The 17614-nt window shown below is 73.7% G+C and carries 14 protein-coding genes and 1 other RNA gene; 11 read left to right on the top strand and 4 right to left on the bottom strand.

Going from position 1 to position 17614, the window contains the following annotated elements; all coding sequences use genetic code 11:
* Positions 1-43: 43 nt before the first annotated feature.
* Positions 44-1108, bottom strand: coding sequence for an isopenicillin N synthase family dioxygenase (locus ACZ7JZ_RS15385; RefSeq protein WP_470938583.1), 1065 nt, complete (start codon positions 1106-1108; stop codon positions 44-46).
* A gap of 314 nt (positions 1109-1422) precedes the next feature.
* Between ACZ7JZ_RS15385 and prfB the strand changes: the two genes are divergently transcribed.
* Positions 1423-2532, top strand: a complete 1110-nt coding sequence (gene prfB, locus ACZ7JZ_RS15380) for a peptide chain release factor 2 (RefSeq protein ID WP_470938580.1) — start codon at positions 1423-1425, stop codon at positions 2530-2532.
* 127 nt (positions 2533-2659) lie between these two features.
* Here prfB and ACZ7JZ_RS15375 read toward each other — a convergent pair whose 3' ends face one another.
* Positions 2660-2842: a hypothetical protein gene (locus ACZ7JZ_RS15375; RefSeq protein WP_470938577.1), complete on the bottom strand. Its 183-nt coding sequence runs from the start codon at positions 2840-2842 to the stop codon at positions 2660-2662.
* Positions 2843-3055: 213 nt separating this feature from the next.
* On the opposite strand from ACZ7JZ_RS15375, the gene ftsE reads away from it, so the two are divergent.
* From ftsE to ssrA, 5 genes are all read left to right on the top strand, one after another.
* Positions 3056-3745: a cell division ATP-binding protein FtsE gene (ftsE, locus tag ACZ7JZ_RS15370; RefSeq protein ID WP_470938574.1), complete on the top strand. Its 690-nt coding sequence runs from the start codon at positions 3056-3058 to the stop codon at positions 3743-3745.
* An 18-nt stretch (positions 3746-3763) separates the two neighbouring features.
* Entirely contained in the window at positions 3764-4699 is a 936-nt protein-coding gene (ftsX, locus tag ACZ7JZ_RS15365; protein WP_470938571.1) for a permease-like cell division protein FtsX, read from the top strand.
* A gap of 67 nt (positions 4700-4766) precedes the next feature.
* Positions 4767-5990, top strand: a complete 1224-nt coding sequence (locus ACZ7JZ_RS15360; RefSeq protein WP_470938568.1) for a S41 family peptidase — start codon at positions 4767-4769, stop codon at positions 5988-5990.
* An 18-nt stretch (positions 5991-6008) separates the two neighbouring features.
* The gene (gene smpB / locus ACZ7JZ_RS15355) at positions 6009-6491 is read left to right on the top strand and encodes an SsrA-binding protein SmpB (protein ID WP_470938565.1); all 483 of its coding nucleotides are present in this window, start codon (positions 6009-6011) and stop codon (positions 6489-6491) included.
* Between the two features lie 83 nt (positions 6492-6574).
* Positions 6575-6968, top strand: a transfer-messenger RNA (tmRNA) gene (gene ssrA / locus ACZ7JZ_RS15350).
* Positions 6969-7037: 69 nt separating this feature from the next.
* On the opposite strand, the gene ACZ7JZ_RS15345 is transcribed toward ssrA, so the two are convergent.
* Entirely contained in the window at positions 7038-8597 is a 1560-nt protein-coding gene (locus tag ACZ7JZ_RS15345) for an SH3 domain-containing protein (RefSeq protein ID WP_470938562.1), read from the bottom strand.
* 274 nt (positions 8598-8871) lie between these two features.
* Positions 8872-10260, bottom strand: a complete 1389-nt coding sequence (locus tag ACZ7JZ_RS15340) for an MFS transporter (RefSeq protein ID WP_470938559.1) — start codon at positions 10258-10260, stop codon at positions 8872-8874.
* A 93-nt stretch (positions 10261-10353) separates the two neighbouring features.
* Here ACZ7JZ_RS15340 and ACZ7JZ_RS15335 point away from each other — a divergent pair, with 93 nt between their 5' ends.
* The 5 genes from ACZ7JZ_RS15335 to ACZ7JZ_RS15315 all read left to right on the top strand — a co-directional run bounded on the left by ACZ7JZ_RS15335 (position 10354) and on the right by ACZ7JZ_RS15315 (position 17270).
* A complete protein-coding gene (locus ACZ7JZ_RS15335; RefSeq protein WP_470938556.1) occupies positions 10354-11331 on the top strand; it encodes a LysR family transcriptional regulator in 978 nt (325 codons plus the stop codon).
* A gap of 98 nt (positions 11332-11429) precedes the next feature.
* Entirely contained in the window at positions 11430-12815 is a 1386-nt protein-coding gene (locus ACZ7JZ_RS15330) for an MFS transporter (RefSeq protein ID WP_470938553.1), read from the top strand.
* Positions 12816-12934: 119 nt separating this feature from the next.
* On the top strand, positions 12935-14143 hold the full coding sequence (locus ACZ7JZ_RS15325) for a uroporphyrinogen-III synthase (RefSeq protein ID WP_470938550.1): 1209 nt from the start codon (positions 12935-12937) through the stop codon (positions 14141-14143).
* 120 nt (positions 14144-14263) lie between these two features.
* Positions 14264-14857: a CGNR zinc finger domain-containing protein gene (locus tag ACZ7JZ_RS15320; protein ID WP_470938547.1), complete on the top strand. Its 594-nt coding sequence runs from the start codon at positions 14264-14266 to the stop codon at positions 14855-14857.
* A gap of 154 nt (positions 14858-15011) precedes the next feature.
* The gene (locus tag ACZ7JZ_RS15315; protein ID WP_470938698.1) at positions 15012-17270 is read left to right on the top strand and encodes a HelD family protein; all 2259 of its coding nucleotides are present in this window, start codon (positions 15012-15014) and stop codon (positions 17268-17270) included.
* Positions 17271-17614 lie beyond the last annotated feature (344 nt).

Here is a 17614-nt window from a genome sequence, read left to right as displayed (position 1 = left end):
CGGCCCGTCCGGCGCGCCCGGCCGCGGGGCGGCCCGCGCCCGGCTACGGGGCCAGCAGCTCCGGGTGGTGGCGGCGGGCCACGCCGGGGTGGGCCCGTACCCAGCCCTTGAGCTCGTTGCGCCCGTACTCCGCGTGCAGCGGGTTGGAGGCGTCGTGGGCCACGCCGGGCGCGCGCTCCAGGTACTCCCCGGGGACCGTCTCGATGACGGCGTCCAGCCGCGGGTTGTAGAAGAACGGCACGGAGAACCGCTCCACGGCCCCGGGCGGGCTCACCACCCGGTGGTCCGTGGCGACCAGGTACCCCTCGGTCGCGATCTCCAGCAGCTCGCCCAGGTTCACCACGAAGGCGCCGTCCAGCGGAGGTACGTCGAGGAAACCGCCGTCCTTCACCACCTGGAGCCCGCCCACCGAGTCCTGGAGCAGCAGGGTCAGGAACCCGTAGTCCTTGTGCGCGCCCACGCCCTGCCCCCCGCCGGTCGGGGCGGACCCGGGGTAGCGGATCAGCTTGGTGTGCAGGTGCGGCCGGTCCGCGAAGGCCGCGTCGAAGAAGTCCTCCGGTGCCCCGATGGAGGCGAGCAGCTCCCGCAGCAGCCGGTGCGTGACCGCCGCCAGCCGCTGCTGCCAGTCCAGGACCACCGTGCGCAGCTCGGGCAGCGCCTCCGGCCACTGGTTCGGGCCCTCCAGCCACAGGTACGCCGGGTCGTCCGGGCCGAGCTGCGGCGCGGGCCGCTCGGCGCCCACGTCCAGCTGGTCGCGCCAGTCCGAGGCCCCGCCGGTCAGCTCGTGGCCGATGCGGGTGTAGCCGCGGAAGTGCGGGGAGTTCAGATTGCTCACGGCGAGCCGGTCGGCTTCGGGGAGGGCGAAGAACTGCCTGGTCACGTCCAGGATCCGGGCGGTCTCGGCCGGGGTGACCCCGTGCCCGGTCAGGTAGAGGAAGCCGGTGTCGCGGGCGGCCGCGTGCAGGTCCCTGCGGAAGGCCTCGCGCTGGGCCGGGTCGTCGGCGCGGGAGAGGTCCAGCAGGGGGAGGACGGGAGCGGCGGGCAGGGACGTTTCTTCAGGCGCGGCGGGAGCGGCGGTGGCGGAGGAGGAAGGGTGCGCGGACGGCATGACGGCTCCGTTTCGGATGTCACGGGGTCCTGGTCCCCGGAGGTGTCGGGGAAGCGGAGGGGAGGGGCCTGGGCAGGGGTGGTGCCGGGGCCGCGGGTACCGCGACAGGACCGTGGGAACTAGGCGTGGTGAGAGCGCTTGGTTCTAGTCCGGCGGCAGACAGCCCATGGCAGTGACGCGCATGAAATCCACATGGCGTCGCCTGACGAGAGCAATGGTCATAGCCCGAGGGTACGCCCCGCCGGGCCGGTCCCCCCAACCCCCGATCCGGACGTGACGGCCGGGGCGCCCGGGTGACCAGCTAGGCTGGGGGCGTGGCAGTCGTCGACGTTTCCGAAGAGCTGAAGTCCCTCTCCTCGACCATGGGGTCGATCGAGGCCGTTCTGGACCTCGAAAAGATGAGGGCAGACATTGCCGTGCTCGAGGAGCAGGCCGCGGCCCCGTCCCTGTGGGACGACCCGGACGCTGCCCAGAAGATCACGAGCAAGCTTTCCCACCTCCAGGCCGAGGTCCGCAAGGCCGAGACCCTGCGCGGCCGCATCGACGACCTCGGGGTCATGTTCGAGCTGGCCGAGGAGATGGACGACGCGGACACCCGTGTCGAGGCCGAGGCCGAGCTGACCGCCGTCCGCAAGGCGCTGGACGAGATGGAGGTCCGCACCCTGCTCTCCGGCGAGTACGCCGAGCGCGAGGCGCTGGTCAACATCCGCGCCGAGGCCGGCGGCGTCGACGCCTCCGACTTCGCCGAGCGCCTGCAGCGCATGTACCTGCGCTGGGCCGAGCGGCACGGCTACCCGACCGAGGTGTACGAGACCTCGTACGCCGAAGAGGCCGGCATCAAGTCCACGACCTTCGTGGTCAAGGCCCCGTACGCCTACGGCACCCTCTCCGTCGAGCAGGGCACGCACCGCCTGGTGCGCATCTCCCCCTTCGACAACCAGGGCCGCCGCCAGACCTCCTTCGCGGGCGTCGAGGTGCTCCCCGTCGTCGAGACCAGCGACCACGTCGAGATCGACGAGTCCGAGCTGCGCATCGACGTGTACCGCGCCTCCGGCCCCGGCGGCCAGGGCGTCAACACCACGGACTCGGCCGTCCGCATCACGCACCTGCCGACCGGCATCGTGGTCTCCTGCCAGAACGAGCGCTCCCAGATCCAGAACAAGGCGAGCGCCATGAACGTCCTCCAGGCCAAGCTGCTGGAGCGGCGCCGCCAGGAGGAGCAGGCCAAGATGGACGCCCTCAAGGACGGCGGCAGCTCCTGGGGCAACCAGATGCGCTCCTACGTCCTGCACCCGTACCAGATGGTCAAGGACCTGCGGACGGAGTTCGAGGTCGGCAACCCGCAGGCCGTCCTCGACGGCGAGATCGACGGGTTCCTGGAGGCGGGCATCCGCTGGCGCAAGCAGCAGGAGACCGCCCAGTAGGGCGGTCCCGGCAGCCGCCGCGGTCCCCGCAGCCGCCGCAGACAAGGGGAAAGGGCCCGGAGCTTCACGCTCCGGGCCCTTTCCTGTGGTCCATACGATCGGTTTGCGTGCCTGCGGACGGGCGGACCTACCGCGCTACCAGGGCCAGTGCGGCCACCAGCACCGCCAGGAGCGCAACGAGCGCCATCGGGTTCAGGCCGGCGAAGGGGCTCTCCTGCTGGAGGCGCTCCCGGTTCGCCCGGCACACCGGGCAGCGGCCCTGGGCGACGGGTGCCGCGCAGTTCGCGCACACGAGCCGGTCATATGTCATGCGCTCTCCTCCTCTCGTCCCCTGGGAACAACGCCTGGGGGAACCTGACCGTTCCCCCTACCACTGTGCCAGCTTCGGGGGCATTCGGCGCGGCCCGGCGGACGATCCGTACGGGAACGCGGACATATCGGTCAAGTGTGGACGGCGGCTGCCTTACTCGCGCGGGTTCGCGTAGGGTCACGCACACCTATCCCCGGCGACCGTGGTGCACCCGTGATCCGATTCGACAACGTGTCCAAGTCCTATCCGAAGCAGAACCGGCCCGCCCTCAGGGACGTCTCGCTGGAGATCGCCAAGGGGGAGTTCGTCTTCCTGGTCGGCTCCTCCGGCTCCGGGAAGTCCACCTTCCTGCGGCTGCTGCTGCGCGAGGAGCGCGCGAGCCACGGCCAGGTGCACGTCCTCGGCAAGGACCTGGCGAGACTCTCCAACTGGAAGGTCCCGCAGATGCGGCGCCAGCTGGGCACGGTCTTCCAGGACTTCCGCCTGCTGCCCAACAAGACGGTCGCCCAGAACGTCGCCTTCGCCCAGGAGGTGATCGGCAAACCCCGCGGGGAGATCCGCAAGGCCGTCCCCCAGGTGCTGGACCTCGTCGGCCTCGGCGGCAAGGAGGACCGGATGCCGGGCGAGCTCTCCGGCGGCGAGCAGCAGCGCGTGGCCATCGCGCGCGCCTTCGTCAACCGGCCCGCCCTGCTGATCGCCGACGAGCCCACCGGCAACCTCGACCCGCAGACCTCGGGCGGCATCATGAAGCTGCTGGACCGGATCAACCGGACCGGCACCACGGTGATCATGGCGACCCACGACCAGCAGATCGTCGACCAGATGCGCAAGCGCGTCATCGAACTCGAACAGGGCCGTCTCGTGCGCGACCAGTCGCGCGGCGTCTACGGCTACCAGCACTGAAAGGCCTGAAGAGACGCCATGCGCGCGCAGTTCGTCCTGTCGGAGGTCGGCGTCGGTCTCCGCCGCAACCTCACCATGACCTTCGCGGTCGTCATCTCCGTCGCCCTTTCCCTGGCCCTGTTCGGCGGCTCCCTGCTCATGCGCGACCAGGTGAGCCAGATGAAGGGCTACTGGTACGACAAGGTCAACGTCTCGATCTACCTCTGCAACAAGAACGAGGCGGAGGCCGGGGCCAAGGCGGGCGGCGGCGCCACCTGCGCCAAGGGTGCGGTCACCGCCGAGCAGAAGCAGCAGATCGAGTCCGAGCTCAAGAAGATGGACCTGGTCGAGAAGGTCACGTACGAATCGGCCGACGAGGCGTACAAGCACTACAAGGAGCAGTTCGGCGACACCCCGCTGGCCGCCTCCATCACCCCCGACCAGATGCAGGAGTCCTTCCGGGTCAAGCTCAAGGACCCGGAGAAGTACAAGGTCATCACCACCGCCTTCGCGGGGCGCGACGGGGTGCAGTCGGTCCAGGACCAGCGCAGCGTCCTCGACAACCTCTTCGGGCTGCTCGACGTGCTGAACAAGGCGGCGCTCGTCGTGATGCTGATCATGCTGGTGGTGGCCCTGCTGCTGATCGTCAACACGGTGCGGGTCTCGGCGTTCAGCCGTCGGCGTGAGACCGGGATCATGCGCCTGGTCGGCGCCTCCAGCTTCTACATCCAGATGCCGTTCATCATGGAGGCCGCCCTCGCCGGGCTCATCGGCGCGGTCGTCGCCTGCGGGATGCTGATCACGGGCCAGTACTTCGTGATCGACAACGGCGTGGCCCTCAAGGACAAGCTGGAGCTGATCAACTTCATCGGCTGGGACTCGGTGGTCACCAAGCTCCCGCTGGTCCTCGCGATCGGCCTGCTGATGCCGGCCGTCGCCGCGTTCATCGCATTGCGCAAGTACCTGAAGGTGTGACAAGCACCCCGGTGGCGGTACGGGCAACCCCCCGTGCCGCGCCGGGCCTTGTCCTAGACTCGGCGCCATGCCGGGTCCCCCCGCTCCTCCACTCCGGCCCCGTGATCTGCGTCGCGGGGCCGTTCTCACGTTCGTCTTCCTCGGGACGCTGGCCACCGCGGCCGTCACCGGCTGCTGGGAGCGCCAGGACCAGGCCGGGGCCGCCGCACCCGCCGGGGCGTCAAGCGCCGCCGCCGGGTCCGCCTCGCTCCCCGCCCCGTCCGCTCCCCGCGCCCCGCGCACGGCCGACCGGGCCGCCGTCGCCCGCGCCGCCGCCGCGGCCGCGGCGGACGGCAAGTCGGGGACGCAGGCCGCGCAGGACGTGGTCAGCCGCAGCGGGGACCGGTGGGGCGCGGTGTACGCGCCCGCCGAGTACGCCGAGTTCGAGCAGGCCCTCGACGGCAGCTACACCGGCGTCGGGATCCGGGTCGAGCCCCGCCCCGACGGGCGGATCGCCGTGGCCCAGGTCCGGCCCCGCGGGCCCGCCGACCGGGCGGGCGTACGGCCTGGGGACCGGCTCCACACGGTGGACGGCCGGCGGGTGGCCGGACTGCGGCCCGCCGACGTCGTGGCCCTGCTGCGCGGCGACCCCCGGCGGGCCGAGGCGGGCACCCCGGTGGTCCTCGGGCTGGAGCGGGCGGGCCGGGCCCTCACCGAGACCCTGCGGCGCGAGCGGCTCAGCGTCGAGGCCGTGACCGTCCGCAGCCTCCCCGGCGGGGTGACCCTGATCAAGGTGGCCTCCTTCACGCGGGGCTCGGGGGAGCGGGTGCGCGAGGCCGTGCGCCGGGCCCCGGCGGGCGGCGGGCTGCTGCTGGACCTGCGCGGCAATCCGGGCGGGCTGGTCAGCGAGGCCGTCGCGGCCGCGTCGGCCTTCCTCGACGGGGGCCTGGTGGCCACGTACGACGTGCGCGGGGCCCAGCGGGCGCTGTACGCGCAGCGCGGCGGGGACACCGGCCGGCCGCTGGTCGCCCTCGTGGACGGCGGCACGATGAGCGCGGCCGAGCTGGTCACCGGCGCCCTCCAGGATCGCGGCCGGGCCGTCACGGTCGGCACCCGGACCTTCGGCAAGGGGGCGGTGCAGATGCCGACGGAGCTGCCGGACGGCTCGGTGGCCGAGCTGACGGTCGGCCAGTACCGGACCCCGGCGGGCCGCAGTCTGGACGGCAGCGGCATCGCCCCGGACCTGTCGGTGGCCGAGCGGGCCGAGGAGCGGGCCCGCTCGGTATTGAGTGGCCTCGGGGCGGGGTCGTAGTGCGAAAATGACCGCACTATGGCTAAGGAAAAAGGGCGCAAGCTGATCGCGCAGAACAAGAAGGCGCGGCACGACTACACGATCATGGACACGTACGAGTGCGGGCTCGTGCTGACCGGCACCGAGGTCAAGTCGCTGCGGCAGGGCCGGGCCTCGCTGGTCGACGGCTTCGTGCAGATCGACGGGCACGAGGCCTGGCTGCACCAGGTGCACGTGCCGGAGTACTCCCAGGGCACCTGGACGAACCACAGCGCGCGGCGCAAGCGCAAGCTGCTCATGCACCGGGCCGAGATCGACAAGCTGGAGTCCAAGGCGCAGGAGTCGGGCCACACGATCGTGCCCCTCGCCCTGTACTTCAAGGACGGCCGGGCCAAGGTCGAGATCGCGCTGGCGAAGGGCAAGAAGGAGTACGACAAGCGGCAGGCCCTGCGGGAGAAGCAGGACACCCGTGAGACGAACCGCGCCATCTCCGCGGCCCGGCGCCGGCAGCGCGCCGCGTAAAAGGGCTTGGCATCGCACGGTCCGCGTCGCGTACGATGTGCACAGCACCGCCTGGTGAGCGGCGCAGCTTGAAAAATCAACATGGGGATGATCGGTTTCGACAGCGGCTGTCGAAACAGGAGAAGCGAGCCGAGGAAGCGGCAATGATCTCGTTAACCACGTGTCGCAACCAATAATCGCCAACACCAAGAGCGATAACTCCCGCTTCGCCCTCGCTGCCTAATTTTTAGGTAACGAACAGAAGCCTCTGTGAGGAGCGTCAGCCCGGGGATGGTCCCGACCCGGATCCTGGCGTCATCTAGGGATCTAAACCCCTTGCCCCGGTCACGGGGGCAGGGGGGAAATCAAACAGTGACTGAGCCCGTCGGAGACTTGTCCGCGTGATCTCCGGGGCTGAGAAACTCATAGCGGACTGCGCTCGGAGAAGTCCTTTTTCCGCACCGTTGGACGCGGGTTCGATTCCCGCCATCTCCACTCATCCCATGTGGGCGAAGGCCCCGCCACCCGGTTTCCGGGGGCGGGGCCTTCGTCATGTGCGGGGGGTGGTCAGCAGAACGGGATCTGGTGGAGGTTGTCGGCGTAGCGGGCCGAGATCCAGCCCGAGGTGCCGGCGAGCTTGTACCAGACGGTGTTGCCCTGGACGGACTCACCGTTGATCTTGCACTGGACCGGGACCACGGTGTTGTGGGCGATCCTGCCCAGGCTGGTGTGGTCGGTGCCGGGGCCGGAGCGGACGTTCAGGCCGTGGCCGGAGGCGGTGATCCGGGCCTTCAGGGCCTTGTCCGCCGGCTTCGACGGCTTGCCCGGCTTGGAGTCCTTCGGGGGCTTGGGCTTGTGGTCCGTCCCGCACTTCTTGCAGACGCCGGGCTTGCCGGTGTCGCCCTTCGGTCCCTTCGGACCCTGGGGGCCCTGCGGTCCGCGCGGGCCCGTGTCGCCCTTCGGACCCTTGTGGCCCTTCGGCCCCTGCGGGCCGGGGTGCCCCTTCGGGCCCTTCGGGCCGGTGTCGCCCTTCGGTCCCTTCGCACCGGGGTGGCCCTTCGGGCCCTTGGGGCCGGCGTCGCCCTTGTCACCCTTGTGTCCCTTGGGGCCCGTGTCGCCCTTGTGGCCCTTCGGGCCCTCCGGGCCGCGCGGTCCGCGGTCGCCCTGCGGTCCGCGGGGGCCGGTGTCCCCGCGGTCGCCCTTGTCCCCCTTGTCGCCCTTGTCCCCCTTGGGGCCGCCCGCCGGGCCCTGCGGGCCCTCGGGTCCGCGCGGTCCGGACGGTCCGCGGTCGCCCTGGGGGCCGGCCGGACCCCGGTCGCCCTGCGGTCCGGCGGGTCCGCGGTCACCGGTGTCGCCCTTGTCGCCCTTCGGTCCGCCGGACGGGCCTTCGGGTCCGCGCGGTCCGCGGTCGCCCTGCGGTCCGGCCGGTCCGCGGTCGCCCTGCGGTCCCTGCGGGCCCTGGGGCCCGGCCTCGCCGCGGTCTCCGCGGTCGCCCTTGTCGCCCTTGTCGCCCTTGGGTCCGGGCTTGCCGGGCTTGCCCGGCTTCCCCTCCTTGCCCGGCTTCCCGTGCTGGCCGTCCTTGCCGGGCTTCCCGTGGTGGCCCGGCTTGCCCTCCTTGCCGTCCTCGCCCTTGGGGCCGGTGACCGGGGTGGACACCGCGAAGAGGACCGGAGCGCCCGCCCCCGTCTCCCATTCGCCCTCGCCGAGGGTCGTGCCCTGCGGGGCGGCCGCGTCCACCTGCACGGTCACGCCGAGCCGGGTGCGCGTGTCCGAGGCGAAGGCGAACCCGGCGCGGGTGGCGGCCTCGCAGGTCATGGCGCGCTGGTCGGGGGAGAGGGTGCAGGGCACGGCCGAGCGGTCACCGCCCCCGTCCCAGGACACCCCGGCCTCGGGGAAGGTGGTCCGCTCCGGGGCGGTGATCCGGAAGGTGGAGCTCAGGGCCTGGCCCGAGCCGTTGTCCGCCACGATCACCACGCGGCCGGACGTGCCGGGTGCGATGGAGGGGACGTACGGCTGGGAGAAGCGGATGTTGGACTCGTCGGCGAGCGCGGGGGCGGCGGGCACCAGGAAGCTCGCGGTGACGGCCGCGACGACCAGGGCCGCGGGGGCGCAGCGGAAAGACGACAAGGGGGTTCCTCCACGAGGAAGGCGGGGGTGGTCACCACCAGTTAAAGCGGATCGTGGGATGAGGTGCCGGGCGCGACGCCGGGGCGGTCACTCGGCAGGCGGGTGACCGGGGTCCGCACGGCGCAGCAGAAGGTGCGGAAGGGGCCGCGGTGCGCTCCGCCGGGGCGGAGGAGTGCGGACGGCCGTCCGTGTCTGCGACAGGTGTGCGCCGGGCCGGGGGTGCGGGCGTTCGGGAAGCCGTACGTCCGTGCGCCCGCACCCCTGTCCGTCCGCGCTACCGCGCGCCCGAGGGCTGCGGGGTGCGGCGGCCCCGGGGCAGGAGGCGGGCGCAGGCGGCGAGGAGGGCGAGGAGTCCGGCCGCCGCGGGCAGGGCGTACGCGGCCGCGGGCCCGGCGTGCTCCACGCTCCAGCCGCCGCTCGCCGCCCCGGCCGCGACTCCGGCGAGCAGGGCCGTCACGGCCAGGGTCATCCCCTCGTTGAGCCGGCCCTCCGGGGTCATCCGCTGGAGCAGTGCCATGCCGGTGACCAGCGTCGGCGCGGTGGCCATGCCCGCCGCGAGCAGGGCGGCCGCCAGCAGCGGCAGCGAGTCCGAGGCGGCCGCCGCGTACGGCAGGCACATCAGCCCCGCCATCGCGGCCACGCACAGCAGCAGCCGCCGCTGCGGCCCGGCGGCCGGGGGCAGCGTGCCGTACAGCAGTCCGGCCAGGCAGGAGCCGAAGGCCTGGAGGGCCAGGACCGGGCCCGCGCCCGCGCCCAGCCCGCGGGAGTCGAGCCAGGCGAGGGAGACCACCTCCATCGAGCCGAAGATCATGCCCATGGCGAGGAAGAGCACCAGCAAACCGGGCATCCCGGGGGCCCGCAGGGGGGCCGGGCCGCGGCCTCCGCCGGGTGCGGGCGGCGGTTCGGTGGCGCGCTGCGCGGTGAACACGGCCATGCCCGTGAGCAGCAGGACGGCCCCGGCGAGGGTGGCGGCCTCGGGGAAGAGCGCCGTGCACAGGAAGGCGGCCACGACCGGGCCCAGCATGAAGCACAGCTCGTCGGCGGCCTGTTCGAAGGAGTTGGCGGTGTGCAGGGACGCCGGCCGGCCGCGCAGCAGGTGGGCCCAGCGGGCCCGGGACAGGCCGCCGATGTTGGGGGTGGTCGCCGTGGCCGCGTACGAGGCGAAGAGGGTCCAGTCGGGGGCCCCCGTGCGTACGCACAGCACCAGAGAGAGGGAGCCGAGCACCGCCAGCACGGTGGCCGGGAGCGCGACCCTGGCCTGCCCGTACCGGTCCACCAGCCGCGCGGTCCACGGCGCGGCCACCGCGGTGGCGGCCAGGCCCGTGGCGGTGACCGCCCCGGCCAGGGCGTACGAGCCCCGCTGCCCGGCGATCATCATCACCGCGCCGACCCCGAACATGCCCATGGGCAGCCGGGCGACGAGGTTGCCCGCGGTGAAGGCCCGGGTCCCGGGGACCGAGAACAGGCGCCGGTACGGGCCGGGGGCCCGGACCCGCGCCGCCCGCGCCGGCCCGCCGGAGGGCCCGCTCCGCCCTCCGGGCCCGGCCGGTGCGGCGGAGTCGTCGGCGGGACAAGCGGCGGGCGGGGCAGGGGAGACGGAGGGGGCGGGGGAGGTGTGGGCGATCACGAGGGTGGAGCCGGTGACGGCGAGGAGCGGCGGCATGGGGCCAGCCTCGCCCCGCCCCGCCCGGCCGGTCCAACACCTGATCCGCCCCCATTCACGCACCCCTGTTGTGAGTCCTGCTAGCCTCGCCCGATGCGCTCCGTGCACCCCGACATCGAACCCCGCCTGCTGCGCGGGTTCGTCGCCGTCGCCGAGGAACTGCACTTCACCCGGGCCGCCCACCGCCTCTACGTCGCCCAGCAGGCCCTCAGCCGCGATGTGCGCCGCCTCGAACGGCAGCTGGGCGCCGAGCTGTTCAACCGGACCACCCGCCAGGTCGAGCTCACCGCCGACGGCGAGCGGCTGCTGCCGCACGCCCTGCGGGTGCTGCGCGCCTACGAGGAACTCGCCGCCGCCTGCGGCCCCGACACCCGCCGCGCCCTGCTCGTCGACCTCAACACCGACGGCCCCGGCACCGCCCGCACGGTCCTCGACCACGCCCGCACCCTGGTCCCCGACCAGGAGCTGATGGCCCGCTTCGAGAGCGGACTCACCCACGCCGCCGCCGAGATCGCCGCCGGCCGCCTCGACGTGTCCTTCGGACGGGTCGGCGGGCTGGCGCCGGCCCTGCGCGCCCGGCTGGACTGGCAGCCCGTACGGTACGAGCCGCTTGCCGTGCTGCTGCCCGAGAGCCACCCCCTGGCCGCGGAGCCGGCCGTGCCCCTGGACGCCCTCGCCGGGCAGGACGTGTACGCGGGCGCCGGGAACCCGCGGACCCTGGAGTGGACCGACCTGGCCCGCCGGCTCTTCGAGGGCCGGGGCATCCGGATCGCCCCGCCCGAGCCGCTGGCCATCGGCAAGGAGGAGTTCCGCCGGGTCATGACCAAGAACGGCAAGCCCGTCCTCGCCGCCGTCGGCTTCCTGGACATGCCCGCCACCGTCAAACGCCCCCTGATCGGCCCGGTCCCGCTCTCCCCGCTGTCCATGGTCTGGCGCCGCGGACTGCGCCACCCCGGGCTCGACGCCCTGCGCCGTGCCGCGGCCGCCCTGGCCGCCGCACACGGCTGGCTGGACCGCCCCGGGGACTCCTGGACCCCCGAGCCGCTCACAGCCGGTCCCGGCGGCGGGTGAGAGGACCGTTCCGCCCCGGTCACCCGCCGGGGACCGGGCCGGAAACGCGCGCTCCCTAGCGTCGGGCTCCACGGACCCGACACCTGTGGAGGCGCGAGATGACTGCCCCGAGCACCACCGCCGCAGCGCGCAAGGGGGGCCGCTGGATCGAGCGGTGGGACCCCGAGGACGAGGCCTTCTGGGCGGAGACCGGCGCGAAGACAGCGCGGCGCAACCTCGTCTACTCGGTCTTCTCCGAGCACATCGGCTTCTCCATCTGGTCCCTGTGGTCCGTGATGGTCCTCTTCATGGGGCCGGAGTACGGCATCGACCCGGCCGGTAAGTTCACCCTCATCGCCACGGCGACCTTCGTCGGCGCCCTCGTCCGGGTCCCCTACACCTTCGCCGTCGCCAAGTTCGGCGGCCGGAACTGGACGGTCATCGCCGCCGTCCTCCTCCTCGCCCCCAGCCTGGCCGCCTTCGCGGTCATGGAACCGGGCACCTCGTACCCGACCTTCCTGCTGGTCGCGGCCCTCACCGGGGTCGGCGGAGGCAACTTCGCCTCCTCCATGACCAACATCAACGCCTTCTTCCCGCTGCGGAAGAAGGGCTGGGCCCTCGGACTCAACGCAGGCGGCGGCAACATCGGCGTGCCGGTGGTCCAGCTCGCCGGACTCCTCGTCATCGGCACCGCGGGCGCCGCCCACCCGCGGCTCCTGATCGCCGCCTACATCCCGCTCGTCGTGGTCGCGGCCGTCCTGGCCGCCGTACGGATGGACAACCTGGCCCCCGTCCGCAACGACACCGGAGCCGTCAGGGAGGCCCTGCGCGACGGCCACACCTGGATCATGGCCTTCCTCTACACCGGCACCTTCGGCTCCTTCATCGGCTACAGCTTCGCCTTCGGGCTCGTGCTCCAGACCCAGTTCGGGCGCACCCCGCTGCAGGCCGCCTCGCTCACCTTCATCGGACCGCTGCTCGGCTCGCTCATCCGGCCCGTCGGCGGCTCGCTCGCCGACCGGTACGGCGGCGCCAGGATCACCCTCGGCACCTTCACGGCCATGGCGGGCGCCACCGGCGTGGTCGTCGCCGCCTCCCTGCGCGAGTCGCTCCCGGTCTTCCTCGTCGGCTTCATCGCCCTCTTCGTCCTCAGCGGGATCGGCAACGGCTCCACGTACAAGATGATCCCCGGCATCTTCCAGGCCAAGGCCGTGGCCCGCGGCATGGCCGGCGAGGCCGCGGCGGCCTACGGGCGGCGGCTGTCCGGGGCCGCGATGGGCCTCATCGGGGCCGTCGGCGCCCTCGGCGGACTCGGCATCAACCTGGTCTTCCGCGAGGCCTTCCTCAGCACCGGCAGCGGAACCGCCGCCTTCGTCACCTTCCTCGGCTTCTACGCCGCCTGCTGCGCGGTCACCTGGGCCGTATACCTCCGGCGGCCGGTGGCCGCCCCCGCCGAGGGGCCCGACAGCGCGGCGAAGCCGCAGCTCAGCTACGCCGAGGTGTGAGCACCCGCACCGGCCGGGACCACGTGTAACGGCCGCGAAATACGGCCGAACCGAGCCTGTCACGCCCCGTTGGCAGGCTCGGCTGCGGCGTACCGCCCCCACGCGCAAGGCAGGTCACGATGGCAGAGACTGACGGCACCGCAGGCACCGGCGGGAGCGCCGCCCGGACGCCCGCCCCGCAGACCGCCCCGGCCGGGGCCCCCGCCACCGGACCGCTGGCCGGATTCACCGTCGGCATCACCGCGGCCCGCCGGGCGGAGGAGCTCGCCACCCTCCTCCAGCGCCGCGGGGCCGCCGTCCAGCACGCCCCCGCGCTGCGGATCGTGCCCCTCGCCGACGACAGCGAACTCCTCGCCGCCACCAAGGAGCTCATCGACTGCGCCCCCGACACCGTCGTCGCCACCACCGCCATCGGCTTCCGCGGCTGGATCGAGGCCGCCGACGGCTGGGGCATCGGCGACGACCTCCTCGCCCGGCTCCGCGGATCCGAACTCCTCGCCCGCGGACCGAAGGTGAAGGGCGCCATCCGCGCCGCCGGACTGGTCGAGGCCTGGTCCCCCGACTCCGAATCCCTCGCCGAGGTACTGGACCGGCTGCTCGCCGTCGGCGTCGCAGGCCGCCGCATCGCCCTCCAGCTCCACGGGGAGCCGCTGCCCGGATTCGTCGAAGCCCTGGAGGCGGCCGGCGCCGGGGTCGTCGTCGTCCCCGTCTACCGCTGGCTGCCGCCGCTGGACCAGGCCCCGCTGGACCGGCTGATCGACGCCGTCGCCGGCCGCGCCCTCGACGCCGTCAGCTTCACCTCCGCCCCCGCCGCCGCCTCCCTGCTCGCCCGCGCCGGGGAGCGCGGCCTGCTGACGGCCGTGCTCGACGCCCTGCACGGAGACGTCCTCGCCGCCTGCGTCGGCCCGGTCACCGCCCTGCCGCTCCAGGCGCACGGGATCGCCACCGTCCAGCCGGAGCGCTTCCGGCTCGGACCGCTGGTCTCGCTGCTGTGCACCGAACTGCCCGGCCGCACCCGGGTGCTGCCGGTCGCCGGGCACCGGATGGAGATCCGCGGGCACGCCGTCCTCGTCGACGGCGCCCTGCGGCCCGTACCGCCCGCCGGGATGGCCCTGCTGCGCGCGCTGGCCCGGCGGCCCGGCTGGGTGGTGCCCCGCTCCGAACTGCTGCGGGCCCTGCCCGGCGCGGGCCGCGACGAGCACGCCGTGGAGACCGCCATGACCCGGCTGCGCGCGGCCCTCGGCGCACCCCGGCTGATCCAGACCGTGGTCAAACGCGGGTACCGGCTCTCCCTGGACGCGCCGGCGGAGGACGCGTACGGGCGGTAGGGGGCCCATCCGCAGCCGGTCCGCCGCGGCTTGCGGTCGGCGGGGTTCCGGTCGCGGCCCCGCGGGGGCACTCTGGAGAAGCGTTACGGCACTCTCCGGACCCCTGAGGCGGTGGCGGGCATGAGCGGCTCGTACGGGCTGTGGTTCGACTCCGGGCGCATCTGCCTGGACCTCCTGGCGACCGGCGGGCCGCGCGAGCGGCTCTGCGGGACCGGCGAACTGCGGTGCTGGCTCCTCGGCGCCGGACTCGTCCCCGCCGGCACCCCCCTCACCCGCGTGGACGGCGGCTGGCTGCCCCGCTTCCACACCCTGCGCACCGACATCGGCGCCCTCGTCCGCCCCGGCCCGCCCGCCGCGGCCACCGCCCCCGCCGCCGTCCCCGCCGAGGCCGCGCTCGCCCGTGTCAACGCCCTGGCCGCCGGGGCACCCCCGCGGCTGTGCGCCGTACGGGCCGCCGACGGGGCCCTCGTACGGGAGCTGCCCGGCGGGCCCGACTGCGCGGCCCTGCTCGCCGCCGTCGCCCGCGACGCCGTCGAACTCCTCACCGACCCGGGCGAGTACGACCTGCTGCGCTCCTGCGAGGGGGAGGGCTGCACCCGCGTCTACCTCGACACCTCCCGGGGCCGGCGCCGCCGCTGGTGCTCCAGCGAGCTGTGCGGCAACCGCGAGCGGGTGGCCCGCCACCGGCGGCGCGCCGTCGCGGCCCGCCGGTAAGGCGGGTGCGGGGACGGGTTCCGGTCGCGTACGGTTGACGGTCGCCCATGCACGTCAGAAGGGGGCCCCGGTGGCCGCGCAGGATGCCGTCGATCGCACGGTCGCAACCACGGCAGATTCGGCAGATACGGAAGATTCCGTCCGCGATCGCGAGATCGCGGTGGAGCAGGCGCATCTGGACCAGGTGTACCGGCGTCTCGAGGAGAAGATCCACGAGGCCGAGTTCCTGATGAACGACGCGGCCCAGCGGGGCCAGGTCGGGACCCCGGGCGCGCTCGCCGAGCGCGACGCCCAGGTCTTCCGCGCCGGCATCCACCTCAACCGCCTCAACAACGAGTTCGAGGACTTCCTCTTCGGCCGCATCGACCTCGTCCTCGGCAAGGACGGCGAGCGCGGCGCCGACGGCGCGTACACCTCCGTCTCCCCGGCCGAGGACGCCATCCGCGAGAGCGCCTCCGGACCGGTCGCCGATATCGCCGAGACCCTGCGCATCGGGCGCATCGGCGTCCTCGACGCCGACTACTCCCCGCTCGTCATCGACTGGCGGGCGCCGGCCGCGGCCCCCTTCTACCGCTCCACGCCCAAGGAGCCCGGCCGCGTCGTGCGCCGCCGCGTGATCCGTTCCAAGGGGCGCAGGGTGCTCGGTGTCGAGGACGACCTGATGCGCCCCGAGGTCACCGCCTACCTCGACGGCGCCGAGCTGCCCGCCGTCGGCGACGGCGCCCTCATGGCCGCGCTGGGCCGGGCCCGCACCCACACCATGCGCGACATCGTCTCCTCCATCCAGGCCGAGCAGGACCTCGTCATCCGGGCCCCCGCCGCCTCCGTCGCCGAGGTCTCCGGCGGACCCGGCACCGGCAAGACCGCCGTCGCCCTGCACCGCGCCGCCTACCTCCTCTACCAGGACCGCCGCCGCTACGCCGGCGGCATCCTGATCGTCTCGCCCACCCCTCTGCTCGTCGCCTACACCGAGGGCGTGCTGCCCTCCCTCGGCGAGGAGGGCCAGGTCGCCATCCGCGCCCTCGGCTCCCTGGTCGACGGCGCCGAGGCCACCGCGTACGACGAGCCCGCCGTGGCCCGCGTCAAGGGCTCCTCCCGGATGCTCAAGGTCCTGCGCAAGGCCGTCCGCGGGGCCCTGGAGCTCGGCGCGGCCCCCGAGACCCTGCGCGTGGTCGCCTTCGGCCGCCGCCAGGAGCTGGAGGCCCCCGAGCTCGACCGGATCCGGCAGACCGTCCTCGGCGGCACCGCCCCCGTGAACCTGCTGCGCCCGCGCGCCCGCAGGCTGCTCCTGGACGCCCTGTGGGCCAAGTCCGGCGGGGCGAACCGGCACACCGACCCCGAGCTCGCCGCCGAGCTGCGCTCCGGATTCGACGAGGACGTCTCCACCGAGGACTCCTTCCTCGAGTTCCTGAACGCCTGGTGGCCCGAGCTCACCCCGCGCGGGGTGCTCGCCGCGATGGCCGACGAGCGCCGGCTCGGCCGCTGGTCCCGCCGGGTGCTCAACCCCCGCGAGACCCGGCAGCTGGCCCGCTCGCTGCGCCGGGCCGGCCCCCGGGCCGAGGGCCCCCTGTCCGTGCACGACGTGGCCCTGCTCGACGAGCTCCAGATGCTGCTGGGCGCCCCCGCCCGGCCCAAGCGCAAGCGGGAGCTCGACCCGCTGGACCAGCTCACCGGGCTGGAGGAGCTGATGCCGCAGCGCGAGGAGAGCCGCCGGGAGCGCGCCGAGCGGCTGGCGGCGGAGCGCACGGACTACGCGCACGTGATCGTGGACGAGGCCCAGGACCTCACCCCGATGCAGTGGCGGATGGTGGGCCGCCGCGGCCGGCACGGCACCTGGACCGTGGTGGGCGACCCCGCCCAGTCCTCGTGGACCGACCCCCAGGAGGCCGCGGCCGCCCGGGACGAGGCCCTGGGCACCCGCCCCCGCCGCCGCTTCACCCTGACCGTGAACTACCGCAACCCCGCCGAGATCGCCGAGCTGGCCGCGAAGGTGCTCGCCCTGGCCATGCCGGGCGCCGAGTCCCCGCGGGCCGTGCGCTCCACCGGGCTGCGCCCGCGGTTCACGGCGGCGCAGGGCGGACTCGGCGAGGCCGTGCGCGCCGAGACGGCCCGGCTGCTGGAGCAGGTCGACGGCACGGTCGGCGTGGTGGTGGCCATGGACCGGCGCGAGGAGGCCGCCGGCTGGCTGGCGGACCTGGGCGCGCGGGCGGTGGCCCTGGGCAGCCTGGAGGCCAAGGGCCTGGAGTACGACGCCACGGTCGTGGTCTCCCCGGCGGAGATCGCGGACGAGTCCCCGGCGGGCCTGCGGGTGCTGTACGTGGCCCTGACGCGCGCCACCCAGCAGCTGACGGTGGTCTCCGCGGACCGCGACCGGCCGGACGCGGACGGGGTGCCGGAGCTGCTGCGGGACTGAGCCGACCGGCTGGTGACCTGGCCGAGTGGCGGGACACGGGACCGCTTCCGGCGAACCTTTGTTAGCCTGGTTACGGCACCGGCTCGATCCAAGCCCCCGGGCCCAACCTTCGTCGCTTAGAGCGACCACTTGCCGCGAGGCGAGCATGGCGGGTCGGTGTCATAGGCGTTGATACAGGTCCGCGCCCCTCCTCCGGGAGGGGCGCGGACCTTTTTTGTGCCTGCGCACCCTTCCTCCCCCTCCTGAAATCTCGTATGGTGGAAGAGTCTTTCCGAAATTTGGAGCTGGTTACGTAATACCGGCTGGTAGGTGGGACGATCGGACAACGCGTCCCGCCGCGCCTG

Source organism: Streptomyces sp. NPDC038213, from assembly GCF_055600495.1.
The sequence above is the reverse complement of the archived record's forward strand: the minus strand, read 5'-3'. Positions and strand labels throughout refer to the sequence as shown.

What these genes read in the sequence shown, in the direction of transcription:
- ACZ7JZ_RS15360 (WP_470938568.1), top strand. Translation starts at nt 4,767, where the DNA reads ATGCCGGGTCCCCCCGCTCCTCCACTCCGGCCCCGTGATCTGCGTCGC.
- ACZ7JZ_RS15385 (WP_470938583.1), bottom strand. Translation starts at nt 1,108, where the DNA reads ATGCCGTCCGCGCACCCTTCCTCCTCCGCCACCGCCGCTCCCGCCGCG.
- ACZ7JZ_RS15335 (WP_470938556.1), top strand. Translation starts at nt 10,354, where the DNA reads ATGCGCTCCGTGCACCCCGACATCGAACCCCGCCTGCTGCGCGGGTTC.
- ftsX (WP_470938571.1), top strand. Translation starts at nt 3,764, where the DNA reads ATGCGCGCGCAGTTCGTCCTGTCGGAGGTCGGCGTCGGTCTCCGCCGC.
- smpB (WP_470938565.1), top strand. Translation starts at nt 6,009, where the DNA reads ATGGCTAAGGAAAAAGGGCGCAAGCTGATCGCGCAGAACAAGAAGGCG.
- ACZ7JZ_RS15325 (WP_470938550.1), top strand. Translation starts at nt 12,935, where the DNA reads ATGGCAGAGACTGACGGCACCGCAGGCACCGGCGGGAGCGCCGCCCGG.
- ACZ7JZ_RS15375 (WP_470938577.1), bottom strand. Translation starts at nt 2,842, where the DNA reads ATGACATATGACCGGCTCGTGTGCGCGAACTGCGCGGCACCCGTCGCC.
- ACZ7JZ_RS15340 (WP_470938559.1), bottom strand. Translation starts at nt 10,260, where the DNA reads ATGCCGCCGCTCCTCGCCGTCACCGGCTCCACCCTCGTGATCGCCCAC.
- ACZ7JZ_RS15330 (WP_470938553.1), top strand. Translation starts at nt 11,430, where the DNA reads ATGACTGCCCCGAGCACCACCGCCGCAGCGCGCAAGGGGGGCCGCTGG.
- ACZ7JZ_RS15320 (WP_470938547.1), top strand. Translation starts at nt 14,264, where the DNA reads ATGAGCGGCTCGTACGGGCTGTGGTTCGACTCCGGGCGCATCTGCCTG.